This is a genomic window from Caulobacter sp. SRI_014, assembly GCF_057586315.1.
Genome location: NZ_JBYCZQ010000007.1, coordinates 213,398 through 227,869, shown reverse-complemented (window position 1 = coordinate 227,869; position 14,472 = coordinate 213,398). Strand labels below are relative to the sequence as shown.

Here is a 14,472-nt window from a genome sequence, read left to right as displayed (position 1 = left end):
TCATGGACGGGAGACGGAAGGGGTCAGGTTCGCGCGGCGCCGTCGCGGATCGCCTCTTTCAGGACGTCCAGATCGATGTCCTTCAGCGCCCTGAACTTGATGCAGTAGCCGGTGACACTGGCCTTGCCGAGGCGCGGGCCGTAGGCGTTGGCCAAGTGCGTCTTGTCGTCGATGCCCATGATGTAGACCGAGACGCCGGTCGTGTTGGCGCTGAGGCCGACCTGGTAGAAGTCCCGCGTCTTGCCGTCGGCGTAGCGGATGGTGCGCTGGCCGTAGCCGATGTTGGGGTTCGAGACGACCTTGCCCGTCTCATCCCGGCCATCCAGGAACCACAGGCGGCAGCCTGGCATCTCTTGCTGGATGACGTCGTGGAGGGTTCGCAGGTCGCCTTGCTTGGCGTCCGGCTGGCCGGCGATGTAGGGGTCGATCTCGTCCCGAATCGTCATCTGTCGCCGCCGGTCTCCACAGGTGCGGCGAGAACATATATGAAACGGTCCAGGCTGCCAGCCGTGGCCCCGAGGACCCCTACAGACCATGAAGGCCTTCTGCCGCGACTGCTTCTGGACCGGGGAGACGGCGCCGCGCCGCTGCCCGGCCTGTGGCTCGCCGCGTATGGTCGCGCACGATGAACTGGCGACCTTGAGCATCGCCCACATGGACTGCGACGCCTTCTACGCCTCGGTGGAGAAGCGTGACCGGCCGGAGCTTCGGGACGTGCCGGTGATCATCGGCGGCGGGGTGCGGGGGGTGGTCTCGACCTGCTGCTACATCGCCCGGATGAGCGGGGTGCGGTCAGCGATGCCGATGTTCACGGCCCGCAAGCTGTGCCCGCAGGCGGTGATCCTCAAACCGGACTTCAGCAAGTATGTGCCCGAGAGCAAAAGGATCATGGAGATGATCCGGGACCTGACGCCGCTGGTGCAGACGCTGTCGCTCGATGAGTGCTGGATCGACCTGTCGGGGACCGAGCGGCTGCATGGGATGGCGCCGGCCTTGACCCTGGCGCGGCTGCAGGCGCGGATCGAGGCGGAGGTGGCGATCACCGTCTCCATTGGTCTGGCGCCCAACAAGTTCCTGGCCAAGATCGCGTCGGAGCTCGACAAGCCGCGCGGGTTCTCGGTGCTGGGGGCGGAGGCGGCGTCGGTGCTGGCCCCCAAGTCGGTGCGGATCTTGCCGGGGGTGGGGCCGGTGTTCGCGGCGACGCTGGAGAAGGCGGGGTATCGCACGGTGGGCGATCTGGCGCGGGCCGAGCTGAAGGACCTGGCGACCGAGTTCGGCAGTCACGGGATGAGCCTGCACAAGCTGGCCAACGGCCAGGACGCCCGGGTGGTCAATCCGCGCGAGGGGCGCAAGACGATCAGCGCCGAGACCACCTTCAACGAGGACTATTCGGACCGCGAGACGCTGGAGAACATCCTCTGGCCGCTGTGCGAAAAGGTGGCGCGGCAGCTGCGCAAGGAGGGCATCACCGGCCGGGTCGCGGTGCTGAAACTGCGCCGGACCGACTTCAAGATCATCACCCGCCGGCGCACCCTGCCCGCCCCGACCCAGACGGCGCGGACGCTGTTCAATACGGTGCGCGAGCTGTTGGCGAACGAGACGGACGGCACGCTGTACCGGCTGATTGGGGCGGGGCTGTCGGACTTCGAGGAGGCGGGCGCGTCGGGGGGGGATTTCTTCGCGGGGGATGAGACGCGGGCGTTGAAGCATGAGACGGCGATGGACCGGCTGGCCGAGAAGTTCGGCAAGGGGGCACTGGTCACTGGGCGGGCGTTGAAGACGGCGAAGGACTAGACCGACCGACGGTGAAGTGTTCGCGCGGCGCCACCCCAACACCGTCATCCCGGCCGCAGCGCGAAGCGCGGAGAGCCGGGACCCAGGGGGTAACGGAGCGACCTATCGCAGCCGCGACCAGCCCTGCGCGCCGCCCCTGGGTCCCGGATCGTCCCTGCGGGCCGTCCGGGATGACGGTAGGGGGCGGAGCATTTTTCCGTCAGCCCCCCGAAGCCTCGAACACCGCGTACTGGGCTTCGAAGGCGCGCCTATAGGCCGGGCGGGATTCGGCGCGCATGAGGTAGGCGCCGAGGGCTTCGTAGTCGCTCAGCAAACCGGAACTGCCCAGGCGGCGAATGACGTGGACCATCATGATGTCGGCGGCGCTGAAGTCGCCGTCCAGCCAGTCGGCGTCGCCGAGGTGGGCGGTCAGCTGGTCCAGCCGGGGGCGGACACGCTGTCTCACCGCCGGCAGGCGCTGTTCGAACCAGCCCTCGTCGCGCTCGAGCAGGACGTGGTTCTGAAGCTCGATGATCGGCGGCTCAACGGTGCTGACCGCCGCGAACATCCAGGTGATGGCGCGGGCCCGGGCGGCGGGGTCGGCGGGCAGCAGGCCGGGGTGATTGCGGGCGATCTCCATGAGAATGGAGCCGGTTTCGAACAGGGCGAGGTCGCCGTCCTCATAGGTCGGGATCTGGCCGAAAGGGTTGAGGGCCAGGTGCGCCGGTTCCTTCATCGCCCTGAAGGAGACGAGGCGGACGTCATAGGGCTGGCCGACCTCCTCCAGCGCCCAGCGCACGCGCATGTCCCGGGCCAGGCCCTGGCCCCGGTCGGGCGAGGCTTCGAAGGCGGTGATGGTGATGGCCATGCGGGGTCTCTGCGCTGTCTGTTTGGTAGACGAACGGCTGAAGGCGGTTCCGACACCCTACATCCGAGAATTCACCACACCACCGTCATCCCGGCCGTAGCGCAGCGAAGAGCCGGGACCCAGGGGCGGCGGTCGCGTTCATCGCCGCCGCCCAAAGCGCGCATGGTCACCCCCTGGGTCCCGGATCGGCCTTGCAGGCCGTCCGGGATGACGGTGAATGTTGAGGCCACCCACTGCCAGGTTGATCGGCTGCTTCAAGCTTGGCCGCGCGGGCGCAGGGCGTAGTCTGGCGCCATGAGCGAAGCGGGTTGGATCGAAGGTTGTCGTTGGCAGGGCGAGCAATGCGCCGCGCTGGGCTCGCCGTTCTCGGCGGGATTGCTGGTCGCGGCGGCCGACGGCGGGCTTGGGCCCCTGGAGGACCTGTTCTCTGAATGGGAGGGCCAGTCGCTCGGCGTCCACATCCGTGAGGCGACGCCGCTGAGGCTGCTGGGGGCCCTGCATTATCTGGTGCTGACCGGCGAGGCCCCTGCCCTCGCCGCCCTCTATCCGGAAGCCGCGCCGCAGGCGGACTGGCCGGCCGTCCTGGCGGCCGCGCGTCTGCTGCTTGAGGCACGGCGTCCGGCCGTCGCCGCCTTCATGGCCTCGCCGCCGCAGACCAACGAGGTTGGGCGCTCATTGTGCCTGGCGCCGGGGTTCCTGAGGATCGCCGCCGAAACCAGGCTGCCGCTGTCGATCCTGGAGATCGGCTCCAGCGCCGGCCTGAACCTGCGCTGGGACCGTTACCGCTACGATCTGGGCGGCAAGGCCTGGGGCGATGCGGCCTCCCCCGTCCTGTTGAGCGGTGACTGGCAGGGGCCGGCCCCCTCCGAAACGCCCGCCGCCACGGTCGTCGCCCGGGCCGCCTGTGACCAGAGCCCCATCGACCTGACCTCCGACGAGGCCGCCCTGCGGCTGCAGGCCTACGTCTGGGCCGATCAGCCGGCGCGGATGGCGCGGCTGCGGGGGGCCATCGCGGTGGCCCGCAGCGTCCCGGCAAGCCTCGTCAAAGCCGACGCCGCCGACTGGGTGGCGGCGAATCTCTTCCCCTCTGAAGGGGTCGCCACGGTGCTGTTTCACTCGGTGATGTGGCAGTACATGCCGCAGCGCACTCAAAACGCCGTGAGCGAGGCGATCGCCGCCGCGGCCGCCAAGGCCACCGCGACCGCCCCCCTCGCCCACCTGAGCATGGAGCCCGATCCGTCGCGGGAGGGCTTCCCAATGGCCGTGCGGCTTACCATATGGCCGGACGACCGCAGCGTTCACCTGGCCGACGTGCATCCGCACGGCGCCTGGGTGCGTTGGCTGGTCGATTAGTCGCAGCGCACACTCAAAGCGTCGCAGGTCGCATCCGGCCCCTTCCAATGGGCCGATGTTTCCATATCTAATCATCAAGAACGGCGGCCGCCCCCAGCGGACCGTCCCACGAGTCGAAGGTCGGTATGGCTGAACGGAAGTCAGGAACAGGTACGGGTCCGGGTGGATCGGGAACGGCGGTGGTCACACAGACCAAGGCCAAGACCGCCAAGCCTTCGCTGTACCGCGTCCTGATTCTGAACGACGACTACACACCGATGGAGTTCGTCGTTTACGTGCTTGAGCGTTTTTTCAACAAGTCGCGCGAAGATGCGACCCGGATCATGCTTCATGTGCACCAGAACGGCGTGGGGGTCTGCGGCGTCTTCACCTACGAAGTCGCCGAGACAAAGGTCGCCCAGGTAATCGACGCAGCCAGACGGCATCAGCACCCGCTGCAGTGCACCATGGAAAAGGATTAGAGGAGCCACATTTGCCCTCGTTTTCGCGCAATCTCGAAGAAACACTTCACCGCGCAGTCGCTTACGCCAACCAGCGAAAGCATGAGTACGCTACCCTCGAGCACCTGCTGCTCAGCCTCGCCGACGACGAGGACGCCGCCGGGGTGATGAAGGCCTGCGATGTCGACCTCGCGGAGCTGAAGAAGACCCTCGTCAACTACATCGACACCGAACTCCGCGCCCTGATCGTGGACGACGGCGAGGAAGCCAAGCCGACGGCCGGCTTCCAGCGCGTCATCCAGCGCGCGGTGATCCATGTGCAGTCCTCCGGCCGCGACGACGTGACCGGGGCCAATGTGCTGGTCGCCGTTTTCAGCGAGCGCGAGAGCCATGCCGCCTACTTCCTGCAGGAGCAGGACATGACGCGGTATGACGCGGTGAACTACATCGCCCACGGCATCGCCAAGAAGGCCGGGGCTTCCGAGCCCAAGACCGTCAAGGGCGCGACCGAGGAAGAGGAGAACGGCGGCAAGCCCAACACCAAGACCGGCGGCGAGGCCCTCGAGGCCTATTGCGTCGATCTCAATGAGAAGGCGCGGCTGGGCAAGGTCGATCCGCTGATCGGGCGGCTGGCCGAAGTCGAGCGCTGTATCCAGATCCTCTGCCGGCGGACCAAGAATAACCCGCTGCTGGTCGGGGACCCGGGGGTGGGCAAGACCGCCATCGCTGAGGGCCTGGCCCGCAAGATCATCAACCACGAAGTGCCGGAGGTGCTGGAAGGCGCCACCATCTTCTCGCTCGACATGGGCGCGCTGCTGGCCGGCACCCGCTATCGCGGCGACTTCGAGGAGCGGATCAAGCAGGTCATCAAGGAGCTGGAGAACCACCCCAACGCCATCCTGTTCGTCGACGAGATCCACACGGTGATCGGCGCCGGCGCGACCAGCGGCGGGGCGATGGATGCGTCAAACCTGCTGAAGCCGGCTCTGGCCTCGGGCACTCTGCGCTGCATGGGCTCGACGACCTACAAGGAGTTCCGTCAGCACTTCGAGAAGGATCGGGCCCTGGTCCGGCGCTTCCAGAAGATCGACGTCAACGAGCCGACGATCGACGACACCATCAAGATCCTCAAGGGCCTGAAGGTCTATTACGAGGAATTCCACAAGCTGAAGTACACCAACGACGCCATCAAGACGGCTGTGGACCTGTCGGCCAAGTACATCACCGACCGCAAGCTGCCCGACAAGGCGATCGACGTGATCGACGAGGCGGGCGCGGGTCAGATGCTGCTGCCGGAAGGCAAGCGGAAGAAGACCATCGGCGTGAAGGAGATCGAGGCCGTTGTCGCCAAGATCGCCCGCATCCCGCCCAAATCGGTGAGCAAGACCGATACCGAGGCGCTGAAGGAGCTGGAAACGGATCTGAAGCGGGCGGTGTTCGGCCAGGAAGAGGCGATCATCCAGCTGAGCGCGGCCATGAAGATGGCCCGGGCGGGCCTGCGCGACGGCAACAAGCCGATCGGCAGCTACCTGTTCAGCGGCCCGACCGGCGTCGGCAAGACCGAAGCCGCCAGGCAGCTGGCCTCGACCCTGGGCATCGAACTCCTGCGCTTCGACATGTCGGAGTACATGGAACGTCACACCGTCAGCCGCCTGATCGGGGCTCCCCCCGGTTACGTCGGCTACGATCAGGGCGGCCAGCTGACCGACGCCGTCGACCAGCATCCGCATGCGGTGGTCCTGCTCGACGAGATCGAGAAGGCGCACCAGGATGTCTACAACATCCTCCTGCAGGTGATGGACAACGGCACGCTGACCGACTCGAACGGCAAGAAGGTCGATTTCCGCAACGTGGTCCTGATCATGACCACCAACGCGGGGGCCTCCGACGCCCAGAAGAACACCATCGGCTTTGGCCGGGGTCGCAACGACGGCGAGCAGGAAGAGGCGCTCAAGCGTCTGTTCACCCCGGAGTTCCGCAACCGTCTGGACGCCGTGGTGGCCTTCAAGCCGCTGACCCAGGACATCATCCGCCAGGTGGTCCAGAAGTTCGTTCTGCAGCTGGAAGCCCAGCTTGCCGACCGCAACATCACCATCGAGACCACGGACGAGGCGGCCGACTGGCTGGCCAAGAACGGCTTCGACGAACTCTATGGGGCGCGGCCGCTGGCCCGGGTCATCCAGGAGCACATCAAGAAGCCGCTGGCCGACGACATCCTGTTCGGCAAGCTGGCCAAGGGCGGCCATGTGAAGGTCGTGCTCAAGGACGGCAAGATCGCCTTCGAGTTCGAGATCGACACGCCCCGGCGCGAGCCTGGCGCGCCGGAGATCGAAGAACCGGCGCTGACCGAATAGGTCGGCGACAGATAAGGAAATTGGGCCGGCGGAGGCGACTCCGCCGGCCTTTTTCTTTGCGCCGCTTGTCTTGGCCGGCGGTTCGACCCAATTGAGTGATCAGGGTTCAGTCAGGGGCACTCCAATGAAACGCAGCGTCGTCGTCACCGGCGTCTCCACCGGCATCGGCCATGGCGCCGTGAAGGTGCTGACCGACAAGGGCTTCCACGTTTTCGGCAGCGTCCGCAAACAGGCCGACGCCGACCGGCTGAAGCAGGAATTCGGCGACGCCTTCACCCCGCTGATCTTCGACGTCACCGATGCGAAGGGCGCGAATGCGGCCGCCGAGACGGTGCGGGCGGCGTTGGGCGGCCAGACACTGGCGGGCCTGGTGAACAACGCCGGCATCGCGGTGGCGGGTCCCCTGCTCCACCTGCCAGTCGACGAGATGCGCCACCAGCTGGAGGTCAACGTCACGGGCGTGCTGATCACCACCCAGGCGTTCGGGCCGCTGCTCGGCGCCGAGCCGGACCTGAAGGGGCCCAAGGGCCGGATCGTCAACATCAGTTCGGTCGGAGGGCGGAACGCCTCGCCGTTCGTCGGGCCGTACAGCGCCTCGAAGTTCGCCTTGGAAGGCTTCTCGGAAAGCCTGCGGCGGGAGCTGCTGATCCATGGCATCGATGTGGTGGTGGTGGCCCCCGGCGCTGTTGCGACGCCGATCTGGGACAAGTCCGAGGAGATCGACACCAGCCTCTACAGCGGCACGGTGTTCGGGCCGGCGCTGGAGCGGATCAAGGCCTACATGCTGCAGCTGGGCAAGAACGGCCTGCCGCCGGAAGCCATCGGCGAAGCGATCTGGAAGGCGCTGACGTTGGCGAAGCCGAAGCACCGCTATGTGGTGTCACCGTCGCCGTTCGAGGTGCTGATGACCGAGGTGCTGCCGCGCCGGACGATGGACCGGATCGTCGGCAAGCGGCTGGGTCTGCTGCCGTAAGGCGGAAGCGCAAACCTCAGCTCTCCGCCCCTTGGGCGGAGGACCGCTTTCGAGCCTCAAGCGAGAAAGCAGGAGGCGGGCCCACCGTCGGCGGGGATTTCGCGCACCCCCTTACACGCCGGCGTCCGCGGACGCAGCGCACGACCGCCGGTGGAAGTCCCGCCTCCTGTTTTGTCGCTCACGCTCCAAAACGGTCCTCCGCCCCAAGGGCGGAGAGCTTGAGGGCCGCGCCGGCTCTAGGCCAGCAGCAGTCCCGCCATCGCCGCGCTCATCAGGTTGGCCAGCGAGCCAGCCACCACGGCCAGCAGGCCGAGGCGCGCGATGGTCGGCCGCTTTTCCGGGATCAGGCCGCCGAGCACGCCCATCTGGATGGCGATGGAGCTGATGTTGGCGAAGCCGCAGAGGGCGAAGGTGACCACCGCCTGGGTGTGGGGCGACAGGGACGCCTTGGCCTCGCTGTAGTGCAGGTAGGCGACGAACTCGTTGAGGATCAGCTTTTCGCCGAACAATTCACCGGCCTTGCGGGCCTCTTCCCAAGGGACGTTGAGCATGAACATCACCGGGGCGAAGACGTAGCCGAGGATCTGCTGGAAGCTCAGCTCGGGATGGCCGAACCAGCCGCCGATGCCGCCCAGGATGCCGTTGGCCAGCGCGATCAGGGCGACGAAGACGATCAGCATGGCGCCGACGGCCACGGCCAGCTGTACCCCGTCCTGGGCGCCGTTGAAGGCGGCCATGATGATGTTGGTGGCGCGTTCTTCCTCTTCGGGCTCGGGCGTCACGGCGGCCACGGCCTGGATTTCCCCATTTTCTTCAAGAGGGGCGGCTTCGGCCGGCGGCGGCGCCTTCTCGTCCGGCATGATGATCTTGGCCATCAGCAGGCCGCCCGGGGCGGACATGAAGGCGGCAGCCAGCAGATAGCGCAGGTCGGCGCCCATCGAGGCGTAGGCGGCGAGGATGGAGCCCGCGACCCCGGCCATGCCGGTGACCATCAGGGCGAAGATCTGGGCGTCGCTGAGGCCGCGCAGATAACGGCGCACGACCAGCGGCGATTCCGACTGGCCGACCAGGACGTTGGCGGCGGCGTAGAGGCCCTCGACCTTGTCGACGCCGAGCAGCCAGCGCAGGGCGCCCCCGCCCCACTTCACGATGAACTGCATGACGCCCAGGTAGTAGAGGATCGAGACCAGGGCGCTGAAGAAGATGATGATCGGCAGGATGTTGATGGCGAAACTGGCGACGCCGTTCACCTGGGTCAGGCCGCCGAACACCATCTCGATGCCGACCTTGCTGTAGCCCAGCAGGCTCTCGACGCCGTGTGCGGCGCCGGCCATCGCGGCGCGGCCGGCCGGGATGTAGAGCACGAAGACGGCAATGGCCGCCTGCAGGGCGAAGGCGCTGACCACGATCCGCCAGCTTATGTTTTTGCGGCCGCGCGACAGGGCAAAGGCCGCCGCCAGGATCAGAAGGATGCCGCCAACGCCGATCAGGATGTGTTGCATGTCTCGCTCCCCAGGCGGCATCAGTAGCCCAACCGGTCCGCGGCGGGAACGATCAAGGGCTTGCGGGCGCGGCGGCGGCGGTCATCCGGTAGCCGAACTTGCCTTCGGGAGCGACGGCCAGGTCGAGGTCGCCGCGTCGCTGCGCCTTCTGGCTCAGCAGGGCGGTCGCGTCGGCGTCACTGCTCTTGCCGGTGACGACCCAGAGCAGACGGCGGGCGTCCGCCAGTCGAGCCGTCTCGAAATCCCGCGCCATGGGCTCTCCGTACAGCGCCACGGAGGTCGCCTGGCCGGCCGGATCGGCGCAGGCGAGCCAGCTTCGGCTCGGCGTCTGCAGCGACCAGCATTTGGCCTGGGCGGGCAACGGGCTCCAGCCCATGTCCGGGGTCGCCCGCTCGACCTCCAGAACGCGAGCCTTGATGTTGTCGATCGGTGCGGGAAAGCCTTGCCATCCGGCGCGCATGTGGACGCCCAGGGCGACGCTGGAGTGGCGGTTGCGCTCGAACCGCCAGTCGAGCCACTGCTCGCGCAGGGCCCAGCCGACGAGCGGCAGGCAGGTCAGGGCCACCAGGGCGTGGACGACCATGGTCGCCAGCAGGCCGCGCCGGCGGTCGCCGTCCATCCAGCCCAGCCGCTGGATCAGCCGCGGCGCGCCGGCCCAGGCCGAGGTGTAGGCGACAAAGCCCAGAGCGAAGAGCCACCGGTTCTGCAGGATCAGGCCGGCGCCCACCAGAAAGAACAGGCCCCAGGCGAAGCCCGCCCGCTGGCGCCAGTCGAGGGTGAAGGAGGGCCTGGCCGGCGGCTTGAGCAGGATGGCCGCCACGGTGAGCGGCAGGACGATGACCGCGAACAGGACGGCGCCGAAGCCGACCTCGGGCCGCTCGCCAAGAAACGTCCAGATCTCACGCCACATGCCGCCCCTCACAGGCGGGCAGATTAGGCTCTGGAATCGCCCGCCGTCGAGCCATGCTCGACCTGTCCGCTGGCGACCTCGGTGCGGGAGAAGACCTCTTCCTGCCCGTCGTTGAGGGTCTCACCGCCGGCGTCCTCGGCGGCGCGGCGGGCCGCGATGGCAAGGGCTTCGGCCTCGGTCTCGGCGGTGATCACTTCGTCGCGGATGCAGCCCTGGATGGCCGTGTCCTCACCCAGCCACACCTGAACTCGCCATTGCGCCGGCATGCGTCTCTCCTGTTCGCAGGAGCAACGCGGGGCGGTCAGTCCAGTTGCCGGGCCTTGATGACGCAGATCAGGCCGTCCGGCTCATAGCGCAGATCGACCGCGCCGCCGAGTTCGCCGACCAGGCCCTGGCGCAGCAGGCGGCTACCGAAGCCACTGCGGCTCGGCGGCGTGACGGGCGGACCGCCCTCCTCCCGCCAGATCAGGTCCAAGCCGCCGTCGACCGGCGTCCAGCTGACGGCCACGGCGCCCGACGATCCAGACAGCGCTCCGTACTTGAGGGCGTTGGTGGCCAGTTCGTGCAGGGCCATGCTGATGGCCAGGGCGGCGCGCGGCCCAACCCGGATGGCCGGGCCTTCGGCGCCATGGCGGCCGGCATCGTAGGGCCGCAGGGCGGCGGCGACCACTTCGGTCAGGTCGGCGCCCTCCCAGTTCTCGCGGGTCAGCACATCGTGCGCCGCCGACAGGGCCAGCAGGCGGGCGGTCAGGAGGTCGCGGGCCTCACGCGGTGTCGAGCCGTTGCGCAGGGTCTGGTGGGCGATGGACTGGACGGAGGCCAGGGTGTTCTTCACCCGGTGGTTCAGCTCGTTGATCAGCAGTTGCTGATGCTGTTCGGCGCGGCGGGCCTCGGTGACATCGACATTGACGCCGATCATGCCGATGAAGCGGCCCTCGACGTCGTGGCGCGGGTCGGCGCGGGTGAACAGGGTGCGGATTTCGCCGTCGGCGCGGCGGTAGCGGGCCTCGACCTCGAAGGCCTGCTGGCGGGCCATGGCGGTTCCGAAGGTCTCGAACAGGCCGGGCGCGTCGTCCTCGAGGAGGGTCGAGGCCCAGGTGAAGCCGGACAGGTCCTCCGGCACGCCCCAGAAGTCGCGCAACAACCGGTTGAGATAGACGCAGCCGCCATGCTCGTCGCCCATCCACAGCATGACCGGCGCGCTTTCGGCCAGCAGACGGAAGCGGGCTTCGCTTTCGCGCATGGCGGCCTCGGCGGCGCGCATCTCGGTCAGGTCGATGGCGATGCCGACATAACCCTGGAAGCCACCCTCGGGGGTGAGCCTGGGCTTGGCGCTGGCCAGCATGGTGCGCCAGACGCCATCCGCGCGTCTGAAGCGGGCCTCGAAACTGTAGGGCTCGATGTTCAGCCGGGCCGAGGCGCGGGCGCCGAGCACCCCCGGCAGGTCGTCGGGATGCAGCATGTCGATCCAGACGTTGCCGAGCAGGGTGTCGGTGGGGGCGCCGGCGTACTCGCCGAAGGCCTGGTTGGCGAATTCCATCTCGCCGGCCGCGGTGGTCATCCAGATCGGGGCGGGCGCCTGGTCGGCCATGGCCCGGAAGCGGCGTTCGCTCTCTTGCAGGGCGGCTTCGGCGCGGGCCCGCTGCAGCGCCGACCAGGTGCGGGCGGCGACGTCCTCGACGAGGGCGGCCTCGGTGTCAGTCCAGACCCGTGGCTGGGTGTCGTGGACGAACAGGACGGCATTGAAGCGGCCGTCACGGATCAGACCGACGCTGAGCTGGGCGATGATATTTCCGCGCCGGTAGGCGTCGACGTGGGCGGCGGTGCGGGGGTCGTTCTGGCTGTCGTCGATACGCAGGGTGTGGCCGGCCCGCAGTTCGTCCATCACCGACGGGCCGAAGTTGTCGAGGCGGAAGCTGCGGCCGCCCAGGCTGTTGACCCCCTCGATGGTCCAGTCGCCGGGCACGGTCATCATCTCGCCGGCCGCATCGACCTCGCCGAAGCCGGCCCGGGCCACGGCCAGGTGCAGAGCCAGCTCACGGGCGGCGATACGGGTGATCTCGACCGGGTCGGCGGTGGCCCGCAGGCGCTCGGACAGCTGCAGCAGGAAGCTCAGACGCTGGCGGGTCCGCACGTGCTCGCTGGTCTCGGTGACGGCGGCGAAGACCCCGCCGACGGCCCCGACCTCGTCATGGATCGGGGTGTAGGACAGGGTGTACCAGCCCTCCTGGGGATAGCCGTTGGGCGAGACCACGCGGCGAACATTCTCGGCCAAGGTCGGTTGGCCGGCGTAGGCCGGATCGATCAGGATCCGGGCGTCCTCGTAGAACTCCGGCCAGACCCCGGAGACCGGCAGGCCCAGGGCGACGGCGTCGCGATCACCGAGGATGCGGGCGTAGGCGTCGTTGTAGATGATGGTCCGCTCTGGCCCCCACAGGACGAACATAGGCTGGCGGGCGTTGAGCATCAGGCCGATGGCGGTGCGCAGGCTCTGGCCCCACTGGTCGATCGGGCCCAGCGGTGTGGCGGCCCAGTCGTGTCGGCGCACGCGGTCGGCCAGTACGCCGGCCGCCTGGGGAAAGGCGGTCGCCGTCATTGGCGTCGAAGGTGACTGATCGTCCGGCAAGCCATCCCCGCTGTGGACGGCCGGCGCCCCGCCTCGTCCCAAAGGACGAGAATGCGCGAGTCGGGCGTTGGTTCCAGCCGCTTAGCGGCCGGGAGCGACCACCATGCAGGTCTGGCGCTTGGCGCTGAGCGCCTTGCAGGCGGCACGGGCGTCGTCGGCGGTCAGGCCGGTGAAGCGCACGCGGAAGAAGCCGTCGACCTTGGCGCCGATGACGCCCTCGGCGTCGTCGAGGACCTTGCCGAAACGCTTCTTGATCGTGCCCATCTGGGTCTTCGCCTGGTCCTTGCTCTTGAAGGCGCCGGCCTGGACCGTCCATTGGCCCTTGGGCTTCTTGGGCTGAGCAACGGCTTTCTTGGGCGTTGTGACCTTCTTCACGGCCGGATCGGGAATTGCCTTCATGCTGCCGACCACGGCGACGTTGCCGACGTCCGGGCCGGCGGTGAAGTAGGCGCGCGGCACGTCGGTGTCGCCCTGTGCGGTGTCGTACTGCAGCGGTGCGGGCGGCGGCGGCGGCTCGAAGAGGTTCTGGGCGACCAGGATGCGTTCCCCCCGGTCCCGGCGACGCATGACGTCAAAGCCGGTGGTCAGCAGTTCCTGCACGTGGTTGTCGCGGGCGGCGTTGGAGGTTCCGCCGAGCATGACCACGATCAGGCGGCGACCATCCTGCACGCCCGAGGCGGCGAGGTTGTAGCCCGAGGCATTGGTGTAGCCGGTCTTGAGGCCATCCACGCCCGGCATGCGGAAGAGCAGCCGGTTGTGGTTGTTCATGCTGACGCCCCGGTAGGTGAAGGTGCGCAGGTTGAACAGGTTGTAGTACTGCGGGTAGTCGCGCATCACGGCGCGCGAGAGGATGGCGATGTCGCGGGCGCTGGAGACCTGGCGGCTGTCGGGGAGGCCCGACGCATTGACGAACCGGGTGTTGAGCATGCCCAGCTCCTGGGCCCGCAGAGTCATCAGGGCGGCGAACTTGGCTTCCGAGCCATTGGCCATGTGCTCGGCGAGCGCCACGGCCATGTCGTTGGCGGACTTGACGGCCAGCGCCTTCATGGCGTCGTCGACCGTGATCACTTCACCGGCGGAAAGGCCGAGCTTGGTCGGCGGCTGGGCGGCGGCCTTGGCTGAGACGGTGATCAGGTCGGTCGGCTTCAGCCGCCCCTCGTTGATCGCCTCGAAGGCCAGGTAGAGGGTCATCACCTTGGTGATCGAGGCGGGGTAGCGCGGGCTGTCGGCGCGCTTGGCGTAAAGCACTTCACCCGAATTGGCGTCGACAACGACGGCGGCGTACTTGGGTTGCGCGGCAGGGTTGGCGCGCGGGGCCGTTTGAAGCTGGGCGTAGGGAACCTGAGCGGCCGCCAGACCGTTGATCATCGGCGCGAAAACCATCGCGGCGGCGGCGAAAGCTGCGAACACTACGCGGCGGGCGGGCTGGTACATGCTGCGTCCGTCGAAGAATCAATGGGTTACGCCACCCCCCTGTTGGTGGCGACTGCACCATAACATGCACGACCACGCCTTACGCCAAAGTAAACACCTCTTGAGCGAAATCGCCGCAGGGGCCTGAAATGGCGGCGTTTTCTGTTCACGGGAGCGTCATTGTGCACTGCACAATAAATCGTTGACTGCTGCAGTGCAGCATGAGACAACGCCGCTACGCCGAACCTCCCCGTGACGGC

12 protein-coding genes and 2 pseudogenes are annotated in these 14,472 nt (G+C 67.8%); 7 read left to right on the top strand and 7 right to left on the bottom strand.

Annotated elements, in window-relative coordinates:
- Nucleotides 1–23: 23 nt before the first annotated feature.
- Nucleotides 24–446, bottom strand: coding sequence for a DUF1801 domain-containing protein (locus AC2YG9_RS16505; RefSeq protein WP_487299072.1), 423 nt, complete (start codon nucleotides 444–446; stop codon nucleotides 24–26).
- 88 nt (nucleotides 447–534) lie between these two features.
- On the opposite strand from AC2YG9_RS16505, the gene AC2YG9_RS16500 reads away from it, so the two are divergent.
- A complete protein-coding gene (locus tag AC2YG9_RS16500; RefSeq protein WP_487299071.1) occupies nucleotides 535–1,794 on the top strand; it encodes a DNA polymerase IV in 1,260 nt (419 codons plus the stop codon).
- A gap of 64 nt (nucleotides 1,795–1,858) precedes the next feature.
- Nucleotides 1,859–1,969: pseudogene (locus AC2YG9_RS16495) on the top strand (hypothetical protein); the annotation flags it as partial.
- Nucleotides 1,970–1,993: 24 nt separating this feature from the next.
- Here the strand turns inward: AC2YG9_RS16495 and AC2YG9_RS16490 are convergent.
- Nucleotides 1,994–2,641 carry a glutathione S-transferase family protein gene (locus AC2YG9_RS16490; protein WP_487299070.1) on the bottom strand — a complete coding sequence of 216 codons (648 nt, stop codon included), beginning with the start codon at nucleotides 2,639–2,641 and terminating at the stop codon, nucleotides 1,994–1,996.
- 86 nt (nucleotides 2,642–2,727) lie between these two features.
- Between AC2YG9_RS16490 and AC2YG9_RS16485 the strand changes: the two are divergent.
- The 5 genes and pseudogenes from AC2YG9_RS16485 to AC2YG9_RS16465 form a co-directional block, all read left to right on the top strand.
- Nucleotides 2,728–2,865: pseudogene (locus AC2YG9_RS16485) on the top strand (hypothetical protein); the annotation flags it as partial.
- A 70-nt stretch (nucleotides 2,866–2,935) separates the two neighbouring features.
- On the top strand, nucleotides 2,936–3,994 hold the full coding sequence (locus tag AC2YG9_RS16480; protein ID WP_487299069.1) for a DUF2332 domain-containing protein: 1,059 nt from the start codon (nucleotides 2,936–2,938) through the stop codon (nucleotides 3,992–3,994).
- Nucleotides 3,995–4,119: 125 nt separating this feature from the next.
- Nucleotides 4,120–4,455 (top strand): ATP-dependent Clp protease adapter ClpS, encoded by a 336-nt coding sequence (gene clpS, locus AC2YG9_RS16475; RefSeq protein ID WP_271064936.1) that lies wholly within the window; start codon nucleotides 4,120–4,122, stop codon nucleotides 4,453–4,455.
- 11 nt (nucleotides 4,456–4,466) lie between these two features.
- Entirely contained in the window at nucleotides 4,467–6,788 is a 2,322-nt protein-coding gene (clpA, locus tag AC2YG9_RS16470; RefSeq protein ID WP_487299068.1) for an ATP-dependent Clp protease ATP-binding subunit ClpA, read from the top strand.
- Between the two features lie 124 nt (nucleotides 6,789–6,912).
- Entirely contained in the window at nucleotides 6,913–7,761 is an 849-nt protein-coding gene (locus AC2YG9_RS16465) for an SDR family NAD(P)-dependent oxidoreductase (protein ID WP_487299067.1), read from the top strand.
- 236 nt (nucleotides 7,762–7,997) lie between these two features.
- Here AC2YG9_RS16465 and AC2YG9_RS16460 read toward each other — a convergent pair whose 3' ends face one another.
- From AC2YG9_RS16460 to AC2YG9_RS16440, 5 genes are all read right to left on the bottom strand, one after another.
- A complete protein-coding gene (locus tag AC2YG9_RS16460) occupies nucleotides 7,998–9,263 on the bottom strand; it encodes a NupC/NupG family nucleoside CNT transporter (protein ID WP_487299066.1) in 1,266 nt (421 codons plus the stop codon).
- Between the two features lie 52 nt (nucleotides 9,264–9,315).
- Nucleotides 9,316–10,173: a hypothetical protein gene (locus AC2YG9_RS16455; RefSeq protein WP_487299065.1), complete on the bottom strand. Its 858-nt coding sequence runs from the start codon at nucleotides 10,171–10,173 to the stop codon at nucleotides 9,316–9,318.
- 23 nt (nucleotides 10,174–10,196) lie between these two features.
- Nucleotides 10,197–10,439, bottom strand: coding sequence for a hypothetical protein (locus tag AC2YG9_RS16450; protein WP_487299064.1), 243 nt, complete (start codon nucleotides 10,437–10,439; stop codon nucleotides 10,197–10,199).
- A 35-nt stretch (nucleotides 10,440–10,474) separates the two neighbouring features.
- Complete coding sequence (locus AC2YG9_RS16445) at nucleotides 10,475–12,769, bottom strand: PAS domain S-box protein (protein ID WP_487299063.1); 2,295 nt, start codon at nucleotides 12,767–12,769, stop codon at nucleotides 10,475–10,477.
- Between the two features lie 111 nt (nucleotides 12,770–12,880).
- A complete protein-coding gene (locus tag AC2YG9_RS16440; protein ID WP_487299062.1) occupies nucleotides 12,881–14,233 on the bottom strand; it encodes an SPOR domain-containing protein in 1,353 nt (450 codons plus the stop codon).
- Nucleotides 14,234–14,472 lie beyond the last annotated feature (239 nt).

Excerpts from the sequence above, each read along its gene's own strand:
- AC2YG9_RS16480 (WP_487299069.1), top strand. The coding sequence starts at position 2,936 with ATGAGCGAAGCGGGTTGGATCGAAGGTTGTCGTTGGCAGGGCGAGCAA.
- AC2YG9_RS16465 (WP_487299067.1), top strand. The coding sequence starts at position 6,913 with ATGAAACGCAGCGTCGTCGTCACCGGCGTCTCCACCGGCATCGGCCAT.
- AC2YG9_RS16505 (WP_487299072.1), bottom strand. The coding sequence starts at position 446 with ATGACGATTCGGGACGAGATCGACCCCTACATCGCCGGCCAGCCGGAC.
- AC2YG9_RS16440 (WP_487299062.1), bottom strand. The coding sequence starts at position 14,233 with ATGTACCAGCCCGCCCGCCGCGTAGTGTTCGCAGCTTTCGCCGCCGCC.
- AC2YG9_RS16460 (WP_487299066.1), bottom strand. The coding sequence starts at position 9,263 with ATGCAACACATCCTGATCGGCGTTGGCGGCATCCTTCTGATCCTGGCG.
- AC2YG9_RS16450 (WP_487299064.1), bottom strand. The coding sequence starts at position 10,439 with ATGCCGGCGCAATGGCGAGTTCAGGTGTGGCTGGGTGAGGACACGGCC.
- clpS (WP_271064936.1), top strand. The coding sequence starts at position 4,120 with ATGGCTGAACGGAAGTCAGGAACAGGTACGGGTCCGGGTGGATCGGGA.
- AC2YG9_RS16500 (WP_487299071.1), top strand. The coding sequence starts at position 535 with ATGAAGGCCTTCTGCCGCGACTGCTTCTGGACCGGGGAGACGGCGCCG.
- AC2YG9_RS16455 (WP_487299065.1), bottom strand. The coding sequence starts at position 10,173 with ATGTGGCGTGAGATCTGGACGTTTCTTGGCGAGCGGCCCGAGGTCGGC.
- AC2YG9_RS16445 (WP_487299063.1), bottom strand. The coding sequence starts at position 12,769 with ATGACGGCGACCGCCTTTCCCCAGGCGGCCGGCGTACTGGCCGACCGC.
- AC2YG9_RS16490 (WP_487299070.1), bottom strand. The coding sequence starts at position 2,641 with ATGGCCATCACCATCACCGCCTTCGAAGCCTCGCCCGACCGGGGCCAG.